The organism is Streptomyces sp. NPDC029151 (assembly GCF_055564315.1).
Genome location: NZ_JBVHWQ010000009.1, coordinates 254,068 through 275,547, shown reverse-complemented (window position 1 = coordinate 275,547; position 21,480 = coordinate 254,068). Strand labels below are relative to the sequence as shown.

Genomic DNA, 21,480 nt, shown 5'->3' with positions numbered 1-21,480 from the left:
CGGGGGCCGGCGCCCGGGTGCCGTCGGACGACGGCTCGCCGCGGTGGGACACCGGCGCGGTGTGCCGGGGGCGCGGGTCCGCGACGGCGGTGTGCAGTACCGAGGTGCCCGACGGGACGCGGGAGCGGCTGCCCGCCGGGGCCTGACCCGGGGCTGGGGGTCGGGGAGGTCCGGGCCGTACCGGAGCAGGGGTACGACGGGACGCCGCCCGGGACCGGGCCGCTCGCGCGGGGGCCGCGGCACGCGGGGGCCGGCGCCCGGGTGCCGTCGGACGACGGCTCGCCGCGGTGGGACACCGGCGCGGTGTGCCGGGGGCGCGGGTCCGCGACGGCGGTGTGCGGTACCGAGGTGCCCGACGGGACGCGGGAGCGGCTGCCCGCCGGGCACGGGCGCGCGGAACCGCGGCCGGGCCCGCCGACCGGCCGCGGGGGGCCGTGACGCGGATGCTGCGGCCCGACCCGGGGGCTGGGGGTCGAGGAGGTGCGGGCCGTACCGGAGCGGGGGTACGACGGGACGCCGCCCGGGACCGGGCCGCTCGCGCGGGGCCGGCGCCGTGGCCGTGCGGGGCACGGTGGGCTCGGGCCGGCGCGTCGGGAACGATGAGTTTTCCGGGCGGGGCCGGTCTGCACCGCCGTAGGAACCGAGAACAACGGAATGGGAGCAGTCCATGCGTGTCGTCGTCACCGAGTTCATCAGTCTCGACGGGGTCGTGCAGGCCCCGGGCGGGCCGGAGGAGGACACCGACGGGGGGTTCGCGCACGGCGGGTGGTCGCATCCGTTCTTCGATCCGGAGGTCGTCGGCGGGGCCTTCGCCGCGGGGCTGGAGAAGGCCGAGGCGTTGCTGTACGGGCGGCGGACGTACCGGACGATGGCCGAGGCGTGGCCGGACCGGGCCGGGGACCCCTTCGCCGACCGGCTCAACGCGATGCGGAAGTACGTCGTGTCCGACACCCTGGAGGACTCCGAGCTGAGCTGGGAGAACACCGTCCGGATCCCGGGGGCGCAGGCGTTGGCGAAGGTGCGGGAGCTGCGGGCCGCCGAGGGCGGGGACCTGGCGATGATGGGCAGCCCCACGCTGGTGCGGGCCCTGATCGAGGCGGACCTGGTGGACGAGGTGCGGCTCGTGGTCATGCCGGTGCTGCTCGGCGGCGGCAAGTCGATCTTCCCGGCGGACGGGGCCAGGCGGAGCTGGGAGCTGGTGTCCTCGGCCACCGCGAAGACCGGCGCGCAGGTGAACGTCTACCGGCCCGCCGGGCGGTCGTAGGCGTGGACGCGGCGGCGCGGGCGGCCTAGGCTCGGAAGCGGGATCCCTGACCGGGTCAAGTGTCCGGGGGCGACCATGACCGTCGAGGACGTTCGCGCCTTCAACCGGTTCTACACGGGAGTGATCGGGGCGCTCGACTACGAGCGCCACCTCTACGCCCCCTACACCCTCACCGAGGCCCGCGTGCTCTACGAACTCGCGCACGCGCCGCGGCTGGACGCGGCCGACCTGCGCGGCGGGCTCGGTCTGGACGCCGGGTACCTGAGCCGGATCCTCAACCGGTTCGAGGAGGGCGGGCTGATCGCGCGCGGCCCCTCGGACAGCGATCCGCGGCGCCGCCGCATCACCCTGACCGCGGAGGGACGCGCGACCGCGGCGCTGCTGGAGGAACGGGCCCGGGACTCGGTCGGCGCGCTGCTGGACGGCGTGGCCCCGGCGGACCGGTCCCGGCTGGCCGAGGCCATGCGCACGATCCGGGAGATCCTGGGGACGAAGGAGCCGTCCCGGCGGAAGGCGGCCGCGGAGAAGCCGGCCGGGGACGTCGTGCTGCGGGAGCCGCGGGCCGGCGAGCTGGGCTGGATCGTGCAGCGCAACGGGGCCCTGTACGCGTCGGAGTTCGGGTGGAGCGCCGCGTACGAGGGACTCGTGGCGCGGATCGTCGCCGACTACGCGGAGCATCACGATCCGCGTCTGGAGCGGGTGTGGATCGCCGAGCTGGCGGGGCGGCCCGTGGGCTGTGTGATGTGCGTACGGGACGACGCGCCCGGCACCGCGCGGCTGCGGCTGCTGCTCGTGGAGCCGGTGGCACGCGGGCACGGCATCGGCGACCGGCTGGTGCGCGCGGTGATCGACTTCGCCCGCGGCGCCGGCTACCGCGAGCTGGTGCTGTGGACCAACGACGTCCTGGCGGACGCCCGCCGCCTGTACCAGCGGCACGGCTTCGTCCTGACCGCCGAGCGCCCCCACCGCTCCTTCGGTCGCGACCTCGTCGGCCAGGACTGGCGGCTGGAGCTGCATGCCCGCGGTGACTGAGGGGTAGGTTCCGATTCCATGAAGCTGGCGTTCTCCACTCTCGGTGTCCCCGGTCTGCCCGTCCAGGAGGTCCTGGCGCTCGCGACCGCGCACGGTTACCACGGCGTCGAACTGCGCGCCCACCCCGAGGAACCCGTCCACCCGGGCCTGTCGCCCGCCGAACGGGCCGAGACCGCGGCCCTGTTCCGGGGGGCAGGGGTCGAGGTGCTCGGTCTCGGCGGGTACGCGCGCGTCGCCGCCCCGGGTGACGACGCGCCCGTGCTCGCGGAGATCCGGGACCTCCTGCGGCTCGCCCACGACCTGGGCGCGCCCTTCGTCCGGGTCTTCCCCGGTGCCGACCCGGACCGGCCCCGCGAGGAGTCGGACGCGGTCGCCGCCCGGCGGCTCGGCACCGCGGCGGAGGACGCCGCCGCGCTGGGCGTGCGGATCCTGCTGGAGACCCACGACTCGCACCGCACCGGCGCCGACGCGATCCGGATCCTCGGCCCGGTCGGACACCGGCAGGTGGGCGCGCTGTGGGACGTCATGCACACCTGGCTGGGCGGTGAGCAGCCGTCGGACAGCTACGCGGCCCTCGCCCCGCACCTGGGCTACGTCCAGGTCAAGGACATCGCCTCCGCCGAGGACACGACCCCGCTGCCGCTCGGCACGGGCGTGCTGCCGCTCACCGAGTGCGTGGACGTGCTGTGCCGGCGGGGCTGGGACGGCTGGCTGTGCTGGGAGTACGAGAAGCGCTGGTACGAGGCCGCCGAACCGCTGCCCGGGCTGCTGGACGCCGGCCGTGAGCATCTGGCGCGGCTGCTGGGCGAGGCGGCGTAGCACGTAAAAAGGACTGGCCGGCCTCCGGGCCGGCGGCTACCCTCCCCCGGTGATCCAGCCACCGGGGCCGTGCGCCCGCTTCCCCTCATGAGCCTCGCCCGCTCGCTCGTCGACGTCCGCCCCCTGCGCACCTCGCCCGTCTTCCGGCGCCTGCTGATCGGCCGGACCGTGTCCGTGCTCGGCGGGTTCATGACGATGGTGACGGTCATGTACCAGGTGTGGGACATGACCCGCAGCACCGCCTGGACCGGGGCGGTGGGGCTCGCGCAGGCGCTCCCGCTGGTGGTCTTCGGGCTGTTCGCCGGGGCGTGGGCGGACCGGGCCGACCGGCGCCGGATCTTCCTCGCGGCGACCGTCGGACAGGCGGTGTGCTCGCTGCTGCTCGCCGTGCAGGGGTTCGGCGGACACGTGCCGGTCACGGTCGTCCTGCTGCTCGTCGCGGTGCAGTCGGCCTTCGGCGCGCTCGGGGCCCCGGCCGCCGGGGTGTTCGTACCGCGGCTGCTGCCGAAGGAACAGGTGGCCGCCGGGCTGGCGCTCCAGCAGGTCACCGGGCAGTCGATGATGCTGCTCGGGCCGGCCCTGGCCGGGCTGCTGCTGGGCTGGTTCGGCATCGGGGTCTGCTATCTGCTGGACGCCCTCAGCTTCGGCCTCGCCTTCTACGGCGCCCGCGGGCTGCCCGCGCTGCCGCCGCAGGGGGAGCCGTCGCGGGCCGGGGTGCACGGGGTGCTGGACGGGCTGCGGTTCCTGGCCGGGCACCGGGTGGTGCGCGGAGCGCTGCTCACCGACCTCGCCGCCACCGTGCTGTCGTTCCCGGTGAGCCTGTTCCCGCTGGTCAACGCCGAGCGGTTCGGCGACGATCCGCGCACCCTCGGCCTGTTCCTGTCGGCGCTGGCGGTGGGCGGGGTCGCCGCGACCGCGCTGTCCGGCCCGCTGACCCGGCTCGCCCGGCCGGGGCCGGTGATGATGTGCGCGTCCGCCGGCTGGGGAGCGGCGCTGGTCCTGTTCGGTCTGGTGCGCAGCCCGTGGCTCGGACTCGCCCTGCTCACGGTCGCCGGCGCGGCGGACGCCACGGCGGTGGTCGCCCGCTCCACGATCGTGCAGACCCGGACCCCGGACGCGCTGCTCGGCCGGGTGACGGCGGCCGAGCAGATCGTCGGTCAGGCGGGCCCGAGCCTCGGCAACGTGCGCGGCGGACTGCTGGCCGGCTGGACCTCGGGCACGACCGCGCTGATCAGCGGCGGTCTGCTGTGCGTCCTCGCGGTGGCGGCGGTCGCGACGTCGACGCCGGAGCTGCGGGCCCGGACTACCGGGGCGCCGGACGGGCCGTGAGCGGTGCGGTGCCGTCGAGGCACCAGTCCAGGACGGCCGGCCAGGGGCCGTACCCGGCGTCCAGGTCGAGGTGGGCGGCGCCGGGCAGGATGTCGGCGGGGACGCCGAGGGGTTCGGCGAACAGCGGGCCCGCGCCCTCGGGGCAGTACGGGTCGTCGTCGCCCGCGACCAGCCGGGTCGGCCCGGGCAGGGTGAAGCCGGGCGCGGGCGGGACGAAGGCGGCCACCTCGGGGTGGCGGGCGAGGACGGAGCCGGAGGGCGGCGCGACCAGCAGCACCCGGTCGGCGTGGTGCTGCTGCTTCATGCCGCGGGCGGCGGCGTGCAGCCACAGCACGGCGGAGAGGCTGTGCGCGACCACGACCCGCTCCCCCGGGGCGTCCGGCTCCTCCAGGTGCCGGGCGAGTTCGGCCAGCCACACGTCCAGGTCGGGGTCGTCGGCGTCGGGCAGCTGCGGGTAGTCGACCCGGTGGCCGGCGGCGGTGAGCCGGCCGGCGAGCCAGTGCTGCCAGTGCCCCTCGGGGCGGTGGTTCTGCCAGCCGTGCAGGATCAGGTACGAGCGCGGGGTCATGCGGGTGAGCCTCTCCTGTGTTCCTCTGTCACGGCCGCGGTCAGCCGGCGGCGGGCAGGGCCGCGAACGCCTCGTGGAAGCCGGGGAAGGTCTTGCGCACGCAGCCGGGGTCGTCGTAGGTGAGACCCGGGGTGCGCAGGGCGGTCACGGCGAAGGACATCACGACGCGGTGGTCGCCGAAGGTCTTGATCTCGGCTCCGGGGGCGGGTGTGCCGGGCCGGATCTCGATCCAGTCGGGGCCGGTGTCCACGTCCACGCCGAGCCGCCGGAGGTTCTCCGCGCAGGCCTCCAGACGGTCGCACTCCTTCACCCGCGTGTTGGCGACGTCCTCGATGCGGACCGGTCCGGAGGCGAAGGGCGCCAGCGCGGCCAGCGTCGGCATGGTGTCGGAGATGTCCCGCATGTTCACGGTGAGGCCGCGCAGTTCGCCGGTGCCGCGTACGGTCGTGGCGTCCTCGGTGACCTCCACGTGCGCGCCCATCCGGCGCAGCACCTCCACGAAGCGCAGGTCGCCCTGGAGGGCGCCGGTGCCGAGGCCGGGCACGGTGATCTCGCGGCCCGGGGTGACGGCCGCCGCGGCGAAGAAATAGCTCGCGGTGGAGGCGTCCGGTTCGACGGGGTAGGTGGTGGCGCGGTAGCCGCCGGGCGGGACGTCGTACACCGTGCCGTCGCGGACGACGTCCACGCCGAACGCGCGCATCATCGCGAGGGTGATCTCCACGTACGGCGCCGAGACCAGGTCGGTGACCCGGATCCGCAGGCCGGTGCGGGTCAGCGGGCCGAGCAGCAGCAGCGCGGTCAGGTACTGGGAGGACTGGCCGGCGTCCAGCACGACCTCGCCGCCCTCGACGCCGGCCGCGCGGACGGTGAGCGGGTGGTGTCCCTCGGCGTCCTCGTGGCGCAGGTCGACGCCGAGGTCGCGCAGGGCGCGGGTGAGCGGGCCGAGGGGGCGGCGGCGCATCTGCGGGGAGGCGTCGAAGCGGTAGGTGCCGTGGCCGGCGGCGGCCAGGGTGGGCAGGAAGCGGGCGGTGGTGGCGCCGTCGCGGCAGAAGACGTCGGCCTCGGTGTGCGCCGGCCCCTGCGGGCGGCCGTCGATCCGCCAGACGCCGACTTCACGGGCGACGCGGTAGCCGAGCCGGGTCAGGCCCTCGGCGAAGCCCTCCGTGTCGTCGGAGCGCAGCGGACGCACGAGGGTGCTGGTGCCGTCGGCCGCGGCGGCGAGGAAGAGCGCGCGGGCGGTGATGGACTTGGATCCGGGGATGTCGACTGCGGGCATGACAGCCATCATGACGGCCCGTCGTGCGTGCCGGGGACGGATTCCAGGGGCTGGACGCGCCCCCGTGAATGCACGGTCGCGCCCCCCTTCCTGGTTAGTGTGCATTCCCTTGACGGAAAGAAACTTCCCGGATATTCGTGACTCCTCGGAAGTTTCCTTCAGCGGTTCTCCTCTGGAAGGAGCGCACGTGCACGACTCCAGCACGGGAAGCGACACCGGCACGGACAGCACGGGAAACACCGCACGGCCGTCCAGACGCGCCGTCCTCGCCGCGACCGCGGGCCTCACCGCCGCACTGACCGCCCCGACGACCGCCCACGCCACCGCCCACGGCACCGACCGCTCCGTCCCCGACGAGCGCCGGCTGCGCGCCCTGATCTCCCGGATGACGCTGGAGGAGAAGGTCGGCCAGCTCTTCGTGATGCGGGTGTACGGCCACTCCGCCACCGCCCCCGACCAGGCGGACGTCGACGCCAACCTCAAGGAGATCGGCGTCCGCACCGCCGCCGAGCTGGTCGCGAGGTACCGGGTCGGCGGCATCATCTACTTCGCCTGGGCGCACAACACCCGCGACCCGCACCAGATCGCCGACCTGTCCAACGGCATCCAGCGGGCCTCGCTGGACCAGCCGCGCGGTCTGCCGGTGCTCATCGCCACCGACCAGGAGCACGGCGCGGTGTGCCGGGTCGGCAAGCCCGCCACGCTCTTCCCCGGGGCGATGGCGCTCGGCGCGGGCCGCTCGCGCGCCGACGCCCGCGCCCTCGGCCGGATCTCGGGCGCCGAGTTGCGCGCGATGGGCATCAACCAGGACTACTCCCCCGACGCCGACGTGAACGTCAACCCCGCCAACCCGGTCATCGGCGTCCGCTCCTTCGGCGCCGACCCGGACGCGGTGGCCACCCTGGTCGCCGCCGAGGTGAGGGGCTATCAGTCGGCCGGGGTGGCGGCGACCGCCAAGCACTTCCCGGGCCACGGGGACACCGCCGTCGACAGCCACTACGGCTTCCCGGTCATCACGCACAGCCGGGAGCTGTGGGAGCGGCTGGACGCGGTGCCCTTCCGCGCGGCGATCGCGGCGGGGATCGACTCGGTCATGACCGCGCACATCCAGTTCCCGGCGCTGGACGACTCCGGGGACCCGGCGACCCTCTCCCACCCCGTCCTCACCGGCATCCTGCGCGGGGAACTCGGCTACGACGGCGTCGTCGTCACCGACTCCCTCGGTATGCAGGGCGTGCGCACGAAGTACGGCGACGACCGGGTGCCGGTGCTCGCCCTCAAGGCCGGCGTGGACCAGCTGCTCAACCCGCCCTCGCTCGACGTGGCCTGGCACGCGGTGCTGAAGGCGGTGCAGGAGGACGAGCTGACCGAGGACCGGCTGGAGGAATCGGTCCTGCGCATCCTGCGCCTGAAGGCCCGGCGCGGGCTGTTCGACGACCCCTGGGCGAGCCACGCCGGTGTCGACCGCACGGTGGGCACCAAGGCCCACCTGGCCATGGCCGACCGCATCGCCGAGCGCACCACCACCCTGCTGGTCAACGAGGACGGCACGCTGCCCTTCGACCGCCGCAGGGAACACAGGCTGCTGGTCGTCGGCGCCGACCCCGCCTCCCCGTCGGGCACCACCGGGCCGCCCACCGGCGTCCTGGCCGCCGCCCTCACCGAGCTGGGCTTCGACGCCACCGCCCTGTCCACCGGCACCGCGCCCTCCGCGGCGACCGTCGACAAGGCGGTCACGGCGGCGCGGGACGCGGACGCGGTGGTCGTCGCCACGCACAACGTGACGGCGGGCAACGCCCAGCGGACCCTGGTGGAGCGCCTGCTGGCGACGGGCAGGCCGGTGGCCGTGGTGGCGATCCGCAACCCGTACGACGTCGCGCAGTTCCCCTCCGTCCGGGCCTGCCTGGCCACCTATTGCTGGACGGACGTCGAACTGCGCGCCGCCGCCCGGGTCATCGCCGGCCGGGTCGCACCGCGCGGGAAACTGCCGGTGCCGGTGCGGCGGGCGGACGACCCGGCCGGGGTGCTGTACCCGATCGGGTACGGGCTGGAGTACTAGCCGGCACGGCGGAAGGCGGCGGGATGGTGCCCGGTGGGGTCGTGCTCCGAGGATTCGGGGCCTGACCCCACCGGGGAGGAGCGGTACACGCTACGGCCGCAGCGCGGGCTCCCGCTCCGCGTCCCGGACGTCCAGCCTCGCGTCGTACCGGGCCAGCGGCTTCGCCTGCGCCACGGCGGCCGGGGACAGGCCCGCCCACTTCAGGATGCGGGCCGTGGCGAGGGTCTTCTGGTCCGGGACCAGGCCCGCCACGTTGGCGCCGTGGTTCATGCCGGGTGCGGTGAGGACGTAGGAGTCACGGGCGCCCTTGCCGAGCCGGAAGCGCTCGGAGCCCCAGGGGTCGTTCTGGCCGTAGACGAAGAGCATGTGCGCCGCGTGGTGGCGGACCCAGCTGTCCACGTCGCGCATCGCCCGCGGCTGGAAGCGCATCGGGATGGAGCGGGGCACGAAGTTGCGCGGGGGCTGGTAGCCGTAGCGGATCAGCTTGTCCTCGACGGCGGGGAAGTGGATGGTCGGGGCGCCCAGCTGGGTGCCCGCCTGGTAGTAGTACGGCGTGTACGTCTCCAGGCCCTGGTCGGTGTAGGCGGAGAAGCCGGAGATGGTGTCGACGGAGGTCCAGATCTCGTCGTCGGTGGCCGTGGCCGCGTGCGCCGGGACGGTGTCGCAGTCCTTGAGCAGGCTGTACTGCCAGAAACCCCAGACGTAGTCGAGGACGACCGCCTCGTACGCCCGGTCGAGGCCGCCGATGGTGGTGAAGGTGTAGCCGTTGTCCGCGGCGTACTGCGCGTACCGCTTCTCCAGCGGCTCGCGGCGCACCAGCGCCTCCCGCTGGACGGCGTTCAGCCGGTCCCGGCACTCCTTCGTGCCGACCCGCTCGAAGAAGCGGTCGTAGGCGGAGTCCTCGTCGTTGACGACGTCGTCGGGGGCGACGTAGGCCACCACGCCGTCCATGTCGTGCGGGTAGAAGCGCTTGTAGTAGGTGGCGGTCATACCGCCCTTGGAGCCGCCGGTGGCCAGCCAGTTGGCGGAGTAGAGCGGCTTCAGCGCCTCGTACACGCGGTGCTGGTCACTGGCGGCCTGCCAGATGTCGAGCTTGGACCAGTCGGCCGGGTCGGGGCGGGACGGGGTGAAGAAGCGGTACTCCAGGGAGACCTGGTTGCCGTCCACGATCTGGGTGGGTTCGCGGCGGGACGGGGTGGTGGAGACGTTGTAGCCGCTGGTGTAGAAGACGGTGGGGCGGCTCACGTCCTTGTGCAGCACGGTGATGCGCTGCTGGAAGGTGCCCCGCTCCGGGTGGTGGTGGTCGACGGGCTGGGTGTAGTTCAGGACGAAGTAGCGGTAGCCGGGGTACGGCTTCTCCTGGACCAGGCTCATGCCGGGTATCGACAGGAGCCGGTCCTTGATGTCGGTGGGCTCGGACCCGGCGGCGGTGGCCGCCCCGGCCGCCGTGCTCAGCGTGCCTACGAAGACCGTGAGCGCCAGCAGCCATCTGAGCGCCTTGCGCATGCGCACTCTCCCCTGTGAGACAGATGTGCGCCGGAAGCTATCCCAGCAACTGCTGCCCCACCAGAGGGAATTGAGGAGTGCTCAGCACAGGATCCAGCCGGAGTCGGTCGAGTGGCGGCCGACCGCGCCCCTGATCAGGACGCAGCGGTGGCCGGCGAGCACGGTCACCGGGCCGGCGTGGTGGCGGTAGCGGCCCTTGTCGACGGCCGGCCGGCTGCCGCGGGCCTGCACGCTGACCGACATGGTCTGGACGGCACCGGGCTTCCTGGCGACCGTGACGGCGCACACGAAACCGCTGTGCCGGTAGACGTGGGTGATCCCGGTCTTGAAGGGCAGGGTCTTCACCTCGCGCCCGGCGCAGCCGCCGGCCGGGCCGGCCTGCGCGGTACCCGCCGCCGTGAACGCCAAAGCGCCGGACGCGGCCAGTACGGCCGCACCGAGCGCGAACCGCCGGCGTATCGCACCACTGTCCACTGTCGTCCTCCCCGTCACCGCGGTCACGACCGCGCCCGTACTGATGTACGGACGCACACCTGTGCCGGATGGTTGCACGACCGTCATCAGGACGAGTCAGCCGGGGGGCTCAGCGGGAGGCGCCCACCGGCTCCTCCGGCTCGGACCGGCCGAGGAAGGTCCGCCACAGCTCGGCGTAACGGCCGCCGCGGGCCAGCAGCTCCGCGTGGGTGCCGTCCTCGGCGACCCGGCCGTGGTCCATGACCACCACCCGGTCCGCCCGCGCGGCCGTGGTCAGCCGGTGGGCGACGACCAGGGTGGTACGGCGGCCGGCCAGGCGGTCGGTGGCCTGGTTGACCTGGGCCTCGGTGGCCAGGTCCAGGGCGGCCGTGGCCTCGTCGAGCAGCAGGATGTCCGGGTCGACCAGCTCGGCGCGGGCGAGGGCGATGAGCTGGCGCTGGCCCGCGGAGAGGTTCCGGCCCCGCTCGGCGACCTCGTGCAGATAGCCGCCGTCCAGCATGGCGATCATCTCGTGCGCGCCGACCGCGCGGGCCGCCGCCTCCACCTCGGCGTCGGTGGCGTCGGGGCGGCCGTAGGCGATGGCGTCGCGGACGGTGCCCGGGAAGAGGTACGCCTCCTGCGGCACGACCCCGAGCCGGTGCCGGTAGGAGGTGAGGTCCAGGGCGCGCAGGTCGGTGCCGTCGGCCGTGACCCGCCCGGCCGTCGGGTCGTAGAACCGTGCGACCAGCTTGACCAGGGTCGACTTGCCGGCGCCGGTCTCGCCGACGAACGCGACCGTCTGTCCGGCCGGGATCGTCAGGTCGATGCCCGACAGCGCCTCCTCCTCGTCGCCGTAGGCGAAGTGGACGCCCTCGAAGGCGATGTCCCCGCGCAGCGACGGCACGTCGAGGGGCGCGTCGGCGGACTTCGTGGACGTCGGCTCGCGCAGCAGCTCCTGGATGCGGCGCAGGGAGACCGTGGACTGCTGGTAGCCGTCGAAGACCTGGGAGAGCTGCTGGACCGGTGCGAAGAACAGGTCGATGTAGAGCAGGTAGGCCACCAGGGCGCCGGTGGTCAGTGTGGCCGCCTCGACCCGGCCGGCGCCCGCGATCAGCACGGCCGCGGCGGCGACGGAGGACAGCAGCTGCACGAAGGGGAAGTAGACGGATATCAGCCGCTGGCCGTGGACGCGGGCGCGCCGGTAGCCGTCGCTGCGCTCGGCGAACCGCCGCCGGCCGTCCCGCTCCCGCCGGAAGGCCTGCACGATCCGCAGTCCGGCCACGGTCTCCTGGAGGTCGGCGTTGACCGCGGACACCCGCTCGCGGGCGAGTTCGTACGCCTTCACGCTCGCCCGGCGGAAGAAGAAGGTGGCCACGACCAGCGGGGGCAGGGTGGTGAAGACGACCAGCGCCAACCGGAGGTCGAGCACCAGCAGCGCCACCATGATCCCGAAGAAGGTGACGACCGAGACGAACGCGGTGACCAGGCCGGTCTGCAGGAAGGTGGAGAGCGCGTCGACGTCCGTGGTCATCCGGGTCATGATCCGGCCGGTCAGCTCGCGCTCGTAGTAGTCCAGGCCGAGCCGCTGGAGCTGCGCGAAGATCTTCAGCCGCAGCGTGTACAGCACGCGTTCGCCGGTGCGGCCGGTCATCCGGGTCTCGCCGGTCTGCGCGGCCCACTGCACGAGCACGGTCAGCAGGCCGAGCAGGGAGGCCGTCCAGACCGCGCCGAGCGCCGCCTTGGTGACGCCGGAGTCGATGCCGTGCCGGATCAGCACCGGCAGCAGCAGCCCGGCGCCCGCGTCCACGGCGACCAGCAGCAGGCTGACCAGCAGCGGCAGCCCGAAGCCGCGCAGCAGGCGGCGCAGGCCGTAGGAGTCCTCGGGCAGGACCGCTCGGCCCTCGTCGATGTCGGGGGTGTCGGTGGCCGGGGGCAGCGCCGCCACCTCCGCGAGCAGCTCGGGGGTCGCCGGGGTGCCGGACAGCGCGGTGTCCTTGGGCGCGCGGTCGCCGCTCCACAGCCGCGGGGTCACGCCCCGCTCGGCGTCGAACTCGGCGTCCAGCTCGTCGCGCAGGGAGGTGTCCTCCGGCGGCTCGGCGGGGCGGGTGTGGCCCGGGGAGACCCCGCCCAGCTCGTCGGGGTCGGTGAGCAGGCGGCGGTAGAGGGCCGAGCGCTGCTGGAGCTCCTCGTGGGTGCCGACGTCGGCGAGCCGGCCGCCGTCGAGCACGGCGATGCGGTCGGCGAGGTTGAGGGTGGAGCGGCGGTGGGCGATGAGCAGGGTCGTACGGCCCCGCATGACGTGTTTCAGCGCCTCGTGGATCTCGTGCTCGACGCGGGCGTCCACGGCGGAGGTCGCGTCGTCCAGGACCAGCAGGCGGGGGTCGGCGAGCAGGGCGCGGGCCAGTGCGACGCGCTGGCGCTGGCCGCCGGAGAGGGTGAGGCCGTGCTCGCCGACCTTGGTGTCGTAGCCGGCGGGCAGCTCGGCGATGAAACGATCCGCCTGGGCGGCGCGGGCGGCGGCCTCGATCTCCTCCTGGGTGGCGTCGGGGCGGCCGTAGGCGATGTTGTTGCGGACGGTGTCGGAGAAGAGGAACGAGTCTTCGGGGACCAGTCCGATCGCGGCCCGCAGCGAGTCCAGGGTCAGCTCGCGGACGTCGTGGCCGCCGATGAGGACGGCGCCGTGGGTGACGTCGTAGAAGCGCGGCAGGAGCAGGGAGAGGGTGGACTTGCCCGAGCCGGAGGAGCCGACGACGGCGAGGGTCTCGCCCGGCCGGATCTCGAAGCTGAGCCCTTCCAGCACCGGGCGCTCGCGGTCGTAGCCGAAGGACACGCCGTCGAACTCGACGGTCGCGGGCGCGTCGGCGGGCAGCTCCTTGATGCCGTCCCTCAGGGTCGGCTCGGTGTCGATCAGCTCCAGGACGCGCTCGGTGCCGGCCCTGGCCTGCTGGCCGATCGTGAGGACCACCGCGAGCATGCGGACCGGGCCGACGAGCTGGGCCAGGTAGGTGGAGAAGGCGACGAAGGTGCCGAGGGTGATGTGACCGCGTACGGCGAGCCAGCCGCCGAGCGCCAGCATGGCGACCTGGCCGAGCGCCGGGACGGCCTGGAGGGCCGGGGTGTACCTGCTGTTCAGGCGGATCGTGCGCAGGCGCCCCGCGAAGAGCCGGCGGCCGACCTCGCGCAGCTTCTCCGTCTCCTGGTCCTCCTGCCCGAAGCCCTTCACCACGCGGACCCCGCTCACGGCGCCGTCGACCACACCGGCCACGGCGGCGGCCTGGGCCTGGGCGTACCAGGTCGCGGGGTGCAGCCTGCGGCGGCTGCGCCCCGCGATCCAGCCGAGGGCGGGCGCGACGGCCAGGGCGACCAGGGTCAGCGGCAGCGACAGCCACGCCATGATCACCAGGGAGATCAGGAAGAGCAGGACGTTCCCGATGGTCATCGGGAGCATGAAGAGCAGGCTCTGGATCAGCTGGAGGTCGCTGGTGGCGCGGCCGACGACCTGCCCGGTGGACAGCTCGTCCTGGCGGCGGCCGTCCAGCCGGGTGATCGTGCCGTACATCTCGGTACGCAGGTCGTGCTGGACGTCGAGCGCGAGCCGGCCGCCGTGGAAGCGGCGTAGGTAGGCCAGGGCGTAGACGAGGAGGGCGGCGCCTATGAGGGCGCCGGCCCAGGGGGCCATGGACCGGGTGTGGCCGCCGATCACGTCGTCGATGATCACCCTGGTGATCAGCGGGACCACGGCCATGACCGCCATGCCGGCGAGCGAGGAGCCGAGGGCGAGGACCACGTCCTTCGGATACCGCCAGGCGTACGCCGCCAGACGCCTGGCCCATCCCCGTTCCGCTGCCACGCCGGTGCCTTCCTCTCGACCTGCTCTGCCGGAAGACACCAACGCCACGAGGAGCGGATTTCATCCCCCCGTAACAAACCGCTCCGCCGGGTCCGGCCCCGGTGACACCGCGGCGGGGACCGTCCCGGGGGACCTCAGCCCTGCGGTGGTACGGCGACGAACGCCTCGCTCGGCGAGTCGGTCGGGGTGTAGCGGGTGACACCGGGCGCGGCCGGCACCAGGTCCTTGTGGATCGCCCTGGCGACGTTCTGGATGGTGGTGACGCCGTAGTCCATGGTGCTGTCGTCCTGCGTCAGCACGGTGATCGTGTAGTCGTGGCCGGCGCCGTTGAAGGTGCCCAGGCTGTGCACCCGCCAGCCGTGCGTGGAACGCTGCAGCCAGCCGTTCTTCACGTGCACCGAGACGGACGACGGCGCACCGGCCGGGGTGCCCCAGCGCTGGTCCGCGACGACCTGCCCCATCAGCTTCAGCATGTAGGCGCGGGAGTTGTCGCTCAGCACGCCGTTCCTGGCGGTGACGAGCTTCAGCAGCTTCTGCTCGTCGGTGACGTTCTCCTGGGTCAGGCCCCAGTAGCCGTCCGCACCGGGCACGGTCCTCGTCATGCCGGCCGCCGTCAGGAAGCCCTGGATCTTCGCCGTGCCCAGCTGCTTCCACAGCTTGCTGGTCGCGTCGTTGTCCGACTCGGTGATCATGGCCGTGGCGAGTTCGTCCTCGGTGTCGGTCAGGTACCGGTTGCTCTTCTTCGCGTCCCACAGCAGCGCGGCGAGCACGGTGACCTTCACGGTGCTGGCCGAGTCGAACGCGGTGTCGGCGTTCAGCGTGCAGGTCGTGTCGGTGGAGCGGTCGTACAGGCCGACGGCGACGGTGCCCGTGCGACCGGCCAGGGCGGCCGTGATGTCCTTCTTCAGCTTCGCGGCCAGCCCCGCCTTCGCGGACGTGCAACCGACGCCGGTCGTGGGTGCCGCCGCGGCCGGGAAGGCGGCGACCGCCGAGACCAGCAGCGTGGCACCGAGGGCGGTCGCGAGCGCCCCGGTTCGGCCGGATATCCGGTGGGTCATGAAGTGCTTCCCCCTTGAAGGTCTTTCGGTGGTCCTGCGGACACCGTCGGGCGCGCCCGGCACCGCTCGGCGCGGCGACCGGGGACGTACGACGGCTGTACGCATGTTCGCAGTACGGGAGTTGGAGCGATCAGGGGGATGGCCGCAAGCCGTGAACCCGAGGGGGCGGCGGGTTCCCGCGGGCTCGACGCCGCCCGTGTGCCCTCGTGCGCCCTGCCGTGCCTCTTCCACGACCGCGGCCGGTCCGGCGAGGCTCTGCGCCACGGCCACCGTCCCGGTGCGGGCCGGGGGCACGACCAGGGAGGGGAAGACGATGAGCACCACAACGGGCAGACGCCGCGCCGCGGTCGGAGCCGTTCTCACGCTGCTGGCGGGACTCGGCGCCGCCGCGGCCTCGGCGGGCCCGGCGGCGGCGGCCACCGGAGACGTGCTGATCACCCAGCAGGGCAGCGCGGGCAACCTGGTGTCCGTGCAGACGTTCGTGTTCCTGCCGGGCATCACGGAGCAGGTCGACGGCGTCCAGGCCGGGGCCGCACGGTTCGCGGTCACCAACCTCACGGACCGGACCCTCACCCTGACGGAGAGGACCCCGGCGGGCGCGGTGGTCCACAGCGACACGGTCGCCGCCGGGAAGTCCGGCACGTTCGCCGTGACGGGCGGAGACACCGTGGCGCTCACCGTCCCCGCCGGCTGAGGACGCCGGCGGGGAGGGGCGGGGCCCCGGCGGACACGGCCGCGGGGCCCCGGGTTCAGCCCTGCGGCGGCACCGCGACGAACGCCTCGCTCGGCCGGCTGGTCGGGGCGTAGCGGGTGACACCGGAGGTGGTCGGCACCAGGTCCTTGTGGATCGCCTTGGCGACGTTCTGGATGGTGGTGACGCCGTAGCTCATGGTGCTGTTGTCCTGCGTCAGCACGGTGATCGTGTAGTCGTGGCCGGCGCCGTTGAAGGTGCCCAGGCTGTGCACCCGCCAGCCGTGCGTGGAACGCTGCAGCCAGCCGTTCTTCACGTGCACCGAGACGGACGACGGCGCACCGGCCGGGGTGCCCCAGCGCTGCGAGGAGACGACCTGGCCCATCAGCTTGAGGATGTAGGAGCGCGCGTTGTCGGTCAGCACGCTGTTCTTGGCGGTGACCAGCTTGAGCAGCTTCTGCTCGTCGGTGACGTTCTCCTGGGTCAGGCCCCAGTAGCCGCCGGTGCCCGGCACGGTCTTGGTCATGCCGGCGGCGGACAGGAAGCCCTTGATCTTCGTCATGCCGAGCTGCTTCCAGAGCTTGCTGGTCGCGGTGTTGTCGGACTGGGTGATCATGGCCTTGGCGAGCGACTGTTCGGTGCTCGTCAGGTACCGGTCGTGCTTCTTGGCGTCCCACAGCAGCGTGGCGAGCACGGTGACCTTGACGGTGCTGGCCGAGTCGTAGGCGCTGGTGGCCCGCAGGGTGCAGGTGGTGTTGGTGCTGCGGTCGTACAGGCCGACGGCGACGGTGCCCCTGCGGTTCGCGAGGGCGGCCGTGATGTCCTTCTTCAGCTTCGCGGCCAGCCCCGTCTTGGCGGACGTGCAGCTCACGGCGGGCGTGGTCGCGGCGGCCGGGGTCGCGGCGGTCACGGCCGGTATGAGCAGCGCGGCACTGACGGCGGCCGCGAGCACGCCCGCTCGGCCGGATGTCCGGTAATTCATGGAAAGTCCCCTTGGTGGTCGTACGGGCGTCCCCCTGAACGCCGTTGAGCGCACCCGTGCGCTACCTGACTGGACTCACCAGGACACTCGATAGTTGTACGCGCGTTCGGTGGACGGGAGTTCCCCGCCGGCTCCCACCGGCCCACGGGTTCCGCGCAGGACCCGGCCGGACGTGACCCGGTGGACCGGGGGCGGCCCTGCGATCCCGCCCCTCGGCCCACCGGATGACCCTGTGGCTAGCCCTTCGTCCTGCGGTCGTAGGAGATGTCGAGCACTCCAGCCGTACCGCCGGCCGAGCAGGTGGCGGACGAGGTGTGGCCCGCGTACACCCACCCACCGGTGACCGTGAACGTGTGACCGGCACCGTTGACGCAGGTCACGATGGCTCGGTGCTGGCGCATGGCGGTGCCCGGGCTGGTGCACCTGACATTCCCGGTCTGCCCGGAGTTGCTCACCCAGGTCGTACAGTCCCCGCCGGCCGAACCGGCGGCACTGGCCGCACTCGCGGCGCTGATCGTCATGGGAGCGGCCAGCAGGCCGGCGGTGAGTGCGGTGACGACGAGGGCGCGCGGCGCGCTGCTCATGGTGCTCCTTCCGCGGATGCGGATTGTGATCGGGACCGGCGCCGCCCGACGGCGTCGGACGGCGCCGGGGAGAGTGCCGCCGGTTACGGCGCGACCAGCTGGTGTTCCGTCCCGATGCCGGACTTGTTGCCCTCCGTGTAGAGGCTCAACTCACCGTCCGACCAGCGGACGAGCGTGTCGTCCGGCCAGGGGTTCTCGCTGAAGTCGCCGCCCGTGACGAGCATGGCGTGCTCCCACAGGTCGTTGGGCGCCTTCCACTTGTGCTCGCCCCAGGAGTCACCGGTGCCGGTGAAGTCGTCGTAACAGGTCAGTTCGCCGTCGGACCAGCGCACGACGAGGTCCCAGGTGTCGCCCTGCGTGTAGTCGCCGGACCCGATCTCGACGGCGTGTGTCCAGTGGTCGTTCTTGCCGACGACCTTGATCTCCTTGCCGAGCTTCGTCCCGGTGTTCTGGTAGACCGTCAGCTCGCCGTCGGACCAGCGCACGACGAGGTCGTCCTGCCACTTGTTGCCGCCGTACCGGCCGGCCGTCACCGCCGTGGCGTGTTTCCACGTGGGATTGGGCGCGACGATCTGGGTCTCGCCGTGGAAACCCTTCTCGTCGACAGAGGGGTACAGCGTGACCTCGCCGTCCGTCCACACGACGATGAGGTCGGAACCGTTGTCGCCGGTGAAGTCGCCGGCCACGACCTGCATGGCGTGCTCCGCCCACAGCTTGTTGGGCTTCTGGACCCTGATCTCCTTGTCGAAGTAGTTCAGGCCCTTGTCCGCTCCGCGGTAGATCGTCAGCTCGCCGTCCGACCAGAGGACGAACATGTCCATACGGTCGTCGGAGACCGGCCCGTCCAGGGCGAAGTAGCCGGAGGCGATGTCCTTCGCGTGCTTCCACGTGGAAGCGGCGGGCAGGACGATCGGGGCGGGCTTCTTCCCCGCCACCGCAGCGTCGTAGATGCGCTTCAGGTCGGTGTCGAAGTACGAGGAGTACGACGTGTCGTCGCTGTGTCCCCCGGTCTGCCAGCCGCCGGTCACGCCGATCACCTTGGGATCGTCACCGCCGATGATGAAGGGCCCGCCGGAGGTGCCACGGACGTAGCCCTTGCAGTCGATCTGCGAGAAGGTGCCGCCCTTCCAGCCGCCGGAGCTCGCGGCGGTGAACTTCTTCATCGGGGACGTGCAGTCCAGCGGATCCTGGTGCGGCTTGTACTTGCCGTCGTCGTCCGGGAGCCACGGGTAGCCGATCACCCGGGTCTTGGGATGGTCGAAGCCCGTGCCGTAACCGATGGGTATGGCTCCCACCACGTCCTGGACCTTCTTGCCGTCCGAGCGCGGCTCGGTCTTCAGCAGGGCGAAGTCCAGATCGGTGTAGTCGTGGTCACCGCCCTTGCGCAGGTAGCGGGGGTCGGCGTAGATCTGCCCGACCTTGATCGGGAACAGACCGTACGGCTTGGGGTCCGCCCGGTGGTGCTTGGGTACGAACACGAGCTTCTTGTGCTGGTCGGTGCTGTCGAAGCAGTGCGCCGCGGTCAGCACCAGGTCCTTGCCCGGGGACGGGACGACCGTGCCGGCGCAGAACCGGTATTTCAGGTCGCTGTCCTGCCAGAAGAACGTGCCCACCTCCTTGATGCCCTCGAACGTGTGCGAGGGCGAGGTCCGGGCGACGGCCTTGCCGCTTCCGGAAGGGGCCGTCTGCTCCGGCAGGGGCTGGTCGTCCCCGACCGGCTGGTCCTCCTCGACCGGCTCGGCCTGCGCCATGCGCTCCGGCGTCCAGAACTTCTCCAGCTCCGTAGCCGGTTCCGTGTCGTCCGTGGTGGCGCTCGCGCTGGGCGATGCGCTGGGCGTGCCCGGCGTCTCGGAGGCGGAGGGTGACGCCGTGGCCGTCCCGGGGCTCGCCGAGGGCGTGGCCGGCCTCTCCGGACCGGTGGACGCGGTGTCACCCGAAGGCGAGGCGGAGGGTGACGGACTGAAGGATGAAGTGGTCGGTCCCGCCGTCACCGACGGTGTCGAGTCGGCCCAGGCGGTCGTCGGGACCAAGGTGGCCACCAGTGCGGTGGCAGCGGCGAACAGGCTGCGTCTCAGCCTCAAGTTTCCCCCTTGTTCGGCATGTTGACGGGCCGGTGGTCAGTCCGGCCCGTCGAATCGCGATCTCGCACCCTAGCCCCGCCCGCTCTCGAACGTAAAGGCGATTTAATGAGGCAACCAAGGGACCGCGAAAACCCTCTAACCGGCTGGACGGTCAAGGCATCGGGAGGGGAAACGGGCCATGCGCGCACTCACACAGGCACGGCCGCTCAGGCGTGCTCTCGCGGCGGCCCTGCTCGGCATGGCCGCCGTGTCCTGCGGCGGCGGGGGCGGCGACGCGCCAGCGTCGCACGCGTCCGGTACCACCGCCGAACCCGGCTACGCGGCGGCGTACGACGCCGGCCGGCGTGAGGGCGAGAAGCTCTTCGAGGACGGCGGGAAGGGTGCCGCTGTCCGCGAGGTCGTCTGGGGAGGCTGCGTCCACCGGTCGCTGAAGGCCGAGCCGCGCGAGGTCGTGGAGAAGGACCGCGGGGCCTGGGTACTGGGCTGCCAGCAGGGCGTGGGACACGACACGGACCGGCATCCGCCGACCGCTCGGGTGACACGCCGGGAACCGGACCCGGACCTCCTCGCCCGATTCCGGTCCTGGGCCGCCGCGCACGGGAAGAAGCAGGCGGCGGAGCACGCCGGCCGGGTGGTCCTCGTCCACCTCGGGCCGCACGACTACGACGTCGAACTCGCCACCTCCTACACCGACACCAGCGCGAAGGCCGAAGTGAAGGTGCTGGCCGGGGCGTTCGTGACCTGGTGGGACGGCGACGACGGCGGCGCCAGGGCGTGGAACCTCATCGTCCGCGCCGAGAGCGGCAAGGACCTCGTCACCCGCGGTCTCTGACAGCCGGGAGACGGTCCGGCGGGGAGGCCCGCCTCAAGGGCCCGTCACCGAGCGACCTCCGGTGTCCCGGAGCCGCGAGGTGACCGGCCGGGCCGGTCCGACTAGTCCCACTTCTTCCCTCACACCGGCGACGGCGATCTTGCCCCCGGGCGTGTCCCGGCGGCCGGCCCCCACCATGGCGATGCCCGGCGCACCGCGCTGCCGGGCCTTCCGACTCCCCCTCTGGAGAGCCCATGAAGAAGCTCCGCTCCTGGACGCCGGCCGCCGCCCTCGCCTTGACCGCCGTACTGCTGCCCGCGCACGCCGCGTCAGCCGCCGCCCAGCCCGCCTGCCCCGACGGCTCCGTCTGCTTCTGGAGCGGCGAGGGCTTCGGCGGCGACTACTGGGAGTGGACGGCTCGCAGCGGCTACCGCGACCTGCCGCCGAACCTCCACGACCACGTCGGCTCCTTCGTCGCCTCGACCCGCGCCTGCTTCATCAACTGGGGCCCGGTGGAGAAACGCGACGTCTTCAACGGCGACTGGCGCTCCCAGTACCGGGGCGACTTCGGCGGCCGGATGGACGGGGTGGGGCCGGGCGGCTGCTGAAGGCTGGTGCGGCCGGCAGGGCATTCGCCTGATTCCGAAAACCGTACAGCGCGGTTGGCCTACAGTGGCTGACGGCGTGCACCGCACTCCTTCGTGCCGCAAGGACACGGGTACGGATGCGTCGGTGCGCGGACGCGCGGCGAGGTCTGGCCCCGGCGGCCACCGGAGCCAGACCGCAGTGCATGCGCCGGGTGGGTCCGGCCGATCTGAGGCCGGTCGGACTCGCCTCGCCATGAAGCGAAGTCGTCCCTTCGGCCCGAACCTCATTCCCGTCGTCGCCCTACTTGGCGAACGCCTGCACACACACCGCGACAAGGGGGGCCAGTGGCGTCAGGACCGCGACCGTGACCCGCACCCACCGGGGAAGCGGTTCCAGCTCGCGCTCCGTGGTACCGCGCCTTCTCCTTGCCATGCCAGCGCTCCTCTCGCCGTAGCGTCCCGCACTGCGGGATCCGGCCCTGGCGGACCGGAGCACTGGACGGCGATCGAAGCACCAGCGGCACAGAGCA

19 protein-coding genes are annotated in these 21,480 nt (G+C 72.9%); 9 read left to right on the top strand and 10 right to left on the bottom strand.

Annotation, left to right across the window (positions count from 1 at the left end; translation table 11 throughout):
- The first annotated feature begins 667 nt into the window (after window positions 1-667).
- The 4 genes from ACZ4VF_RS30325 (at window position 668) to ACZ4VF_RS30310 (ending at window position 4,444) form a co-directional block, all read left to right on the top strand.
- Window positions 668-1,264, top strand: a complete 597-nt coding sequence (locus ACZ4VF_RS30325) for a dihydrofolate reductase family protein (RefSeq protein ID WP_467929964.1) — start codon at window positions 668-670, stop codon at window positions 1,262-1,264.
- A 75-nt stretch (window positions 1,265-1,339) separates the two neighbouring features.
- Entirely contained in the window at window positions 1,340-2,296 is a 957-nt protein-coding gene (locus tag ACZ4VF_RS30320; RefSeq protein WP_467929963.1) for a bifunctional helix-turn-helix transcriptional regulator/GNAT family N-acetyltransferase, read from the top strand.
- An 18-nt stretch (window positions 2,297-2,314) separates the two neighbouring features.
- Window positions 2,315-3,115 (top strand): sugar phosphate isomerase/epimerase family protein, encoded by an 801-nt coding sequence (locus ACZ4VF_RS30315; protein WP_467929961.1) that lies wholly within the window; start codon window positions 2,315-2,317, stop codon window positions 3,113-3,115.
- 87 nt (window positions 3,116-3,202) lie between these two features.
- On the top strand, window positions 3,203-4,444 hold the full coding sequence (locus ACZ4VF_RS30310; protein WP_467929960.1) for an MFS transporter: 1,242 nt from the start codon (window positions 3,203-3,205) through the stop codon (window positions 4,442-4,444).
- Here the strand turns inward: ACZ4VF_RS30310 and ACZ4VF_RS30305 are convergent.
- Window positions 4,419-5,012: an RBBP9/YdeN family alpha/beta hydrolase gene (locus ACZ4VF_RS30305; RefSeq protein WP_467929958.1), complete on the bottom strand. Its 594-nt coding sequence runs from the start codon at window positions 5,010-5,012 to the stop codon at window positions 4,419-4,421. The genes ACZ4VF_RS30310 and ACZ4VF_RS30305 overlap by 26 nt on opposite strands.
- Window positions 5,013-5,052: 40 nt before the next feature.
- A complete protein-coding gene (gene aroA, locus ACZ4VF_RS30300) occupies window positions 5,053-6,288 on the bottom strand; it encodes a 3-phosphoshikimate 1-carboxyvinyltransferase (RefSeq protein ID WP_467929957.1) in 1,236 nt (411 codons plus the stop codon).
- 187 nt (window positions 6,289-6,475) lie between these two features.
- Here aroA and ACZ4VF_RS30295 point away from each other — a divergent pair, with 187 nt between their 5' ends.
- Entirely contained in the window at window positions 6,476-8,347 is a 1,872-nt protein-coding gene (locus ACZ4VF_RS30295) for a glycoside hydrolase family 3 protein (RefSeq protein WP_467929956.1), read from the top strand.
- Window positions 8,348-8,437: 90 nt separating this feature from the next.
- Here ACZ4VF_RS30295 and ACZ4VF_RS30290 read toward each other — a convergent pair whose 3' ends face one another.
- The 4 genes from ACZ4VF_RS30290 to ACZ4VF_RS30275 all read right to left on the bottom strand — a co-directional run bounded on the left by ACZ4VF_RS30290 (window position 8,438) and on the right by ACZ4VF_RS30275 (window position 15,214).
- A complete protein-coding gene (locus tag ACZ4VF_RS30290) occupies window positions 8,438-9,853 on the bottom strand; it encodes a S28 family serine protease (protein ID WP_467929954.1) in 1,416 nt (471 codons plus the stop codon).
- Window positions 9,854-9,934: 81 nt separating this feature from the next.
- On the bottom strand, window positions 9,935-10,327 hold the full coding sequence (locus tag ACZ4VF_RS30285) for a hypothetical protein (protein ID WP_467929953.1): 393 nt from the start codon (window positions 10,325-10,327) through the stop codon (window positions 9,935-9,937).
- Between the two features lie 109 nt (window positions 10,328-10,436).
- The gene (locus ACZ4VF_RS30280; RefSeq protein ID WP_467929952.1) at window positions 10,437-14,156 is read right to left on the bottom strand and encodes an ABC transporter ATP-binding protein; all 3,720 of its coding nucleotides are present in this window, start codon (window positions 14,154-14,156) and stop codon (window positions 10,437-10,439) included.
- 134 nt (window positions 14,157-14,290) lie between these two features.
- Window positions 14,291-15,214 carry a serine hydrolase gene (locus tag ACZ4VF_RS30275; RefSeq protein WP_467929951.1) on the bottom strand — a complete coding sequence of 308 codons (924 nt, stop codon included), beginning with the start codon at window positions 15,212-15,214 and terminating at the stop codon, window positions 14,291-14,293.
- Window positions 15,215-15,527: 313 nt separating this feature from the next.
- Between ACZ4VF_RS30275 and ACZ4VF_RS30270 the strand changes: the two genes are divergently transcribed.
- The gene (locus ACZ4VF_RS30270) at window positions 15,528-15,908 is read left to right on the top strand and encodes a hypothetical protein (protein WP_467929949.1); all 381 of its coding nucleotides are present in this window, start codon (window positions 15,528-15,530) and stop codon (window positions 15,906-15,908) included.
- A 55-nt stretch (window positions 15,909-15,963) separates the two neighbouring features.
- On the opposite strand, the gene ACZ4VF_RS30265 is transcribed toward ACZ4VF_RS30270, so the two are convergent.
- The 3 genes from ACZ4VF_RS30265 to ACZ4VF_RS30255 all read right to left on the bottom strand — a co-directional run bounded on the left by ACZ4VF_RS30265 (window position 15,964) and on the right by ACZ4VF_RS30255 (window position 19,222).
- Window positions 15,964-16,887, bottom strand: a complete 924-nt coding sequence (locus ACZ4VF_RS30265) for a serine hydrolase (RefSeq protein ID WP_467929947.1) — start codon at window positions 16,885-16,887, stop codon at window positions 15,964-15,966.
- Between the two features lie 236 nt (window positions 16,888-17,123).
- Complete coding sequence (locus ACZ4VF_RS30260) at window positions 17,124-17,471, bottom strand: hypothetical protein (protein WP_467929946.1); 348 nt, start codon at window positions 17,469-17,471, stop codon at window positions 17,124-17,126.
- An 83-nt stretch (window positions 17,472-17,554) separates the two neighbouring features.
- Window positions 17,555-19,222, bottom strand: coding sequence for a trypsin-like serine peptidase (locus tag ACZ4VF_RS30255; protein ID WP_467929945.1), 1,668 nt, complete (start codon window positions 19,220-19,222; stop codon window positions 17,555-17,557).
- Between the two features lie 52 nt (window positions 19,223-19,274).
- Between ACZ4VF_RS30255 and ACZ4VF_RS30250 the strand changes: the two genes are divergently transcribed.
- The 3 genes from ACZ4VF_RS30250 to ACZ4VF_RS30240 all read left to right on the top strand — a co-directional run bounded on the left by ACZ4VF_RS30250 (window position 19,275) and on the right by ACZ4VF_RS30240 (window position 20,971).
- Window positions 19,275-19,577, top strand: coding sequence for a hypothetical protein (locus ACZ4VF_RS30250; RefSeq protein WP_467929944.1), 303 nt, complete (start codon window positions 19,275-19,277; stop codon window positions 19,575-19,577).
- Between the two features lie 153 nt (window positions 19,578-19,730).
- Window positions 19,731-20,384, top strand: coding sequence for a hypothetical protein (locus ACZ4VF_RS30245; RefSeq protein ID WP_467929942.1), 654 nt, complete (start codon window positions 19,731-19,733; stop codon window positions 20,382-20,384).
- A 233-nt stretch (window positions 20,385-20,617) separates the two neighbouring features.
- Window positions 20,618-20,971, top strand: coding sequence for a peptidase inhibitor family I36 protein (locus ACZ4VF_RS30240; RefSeq protein WP_467929940.1), 354 nt, complete (start codon window positions 20,618-20,620; stop codon window positions 20,969-20,971).
- A 280-nt stretch (window positions 20,972-21,251) separates the two neighbouring features.
- Here ACZ4VF_RS30240 and ACZ4VF_RS30235 read toward each other — a convergent pair whose 3' ends face one another.
- On the bottom strand, window positions 21,252-21,383 hold the full coding sequence (locus ACZ4VF_RS30235) for a hypothetical protein (RefSeq protein ID WP_467929939.1): 132 nt from the start codon (window positions 21,381-21,383) through the stop codon (window positions 21,252-21,254).
- Window positions 21,384-21,480 lie beyond the last annotated feature (97 nt).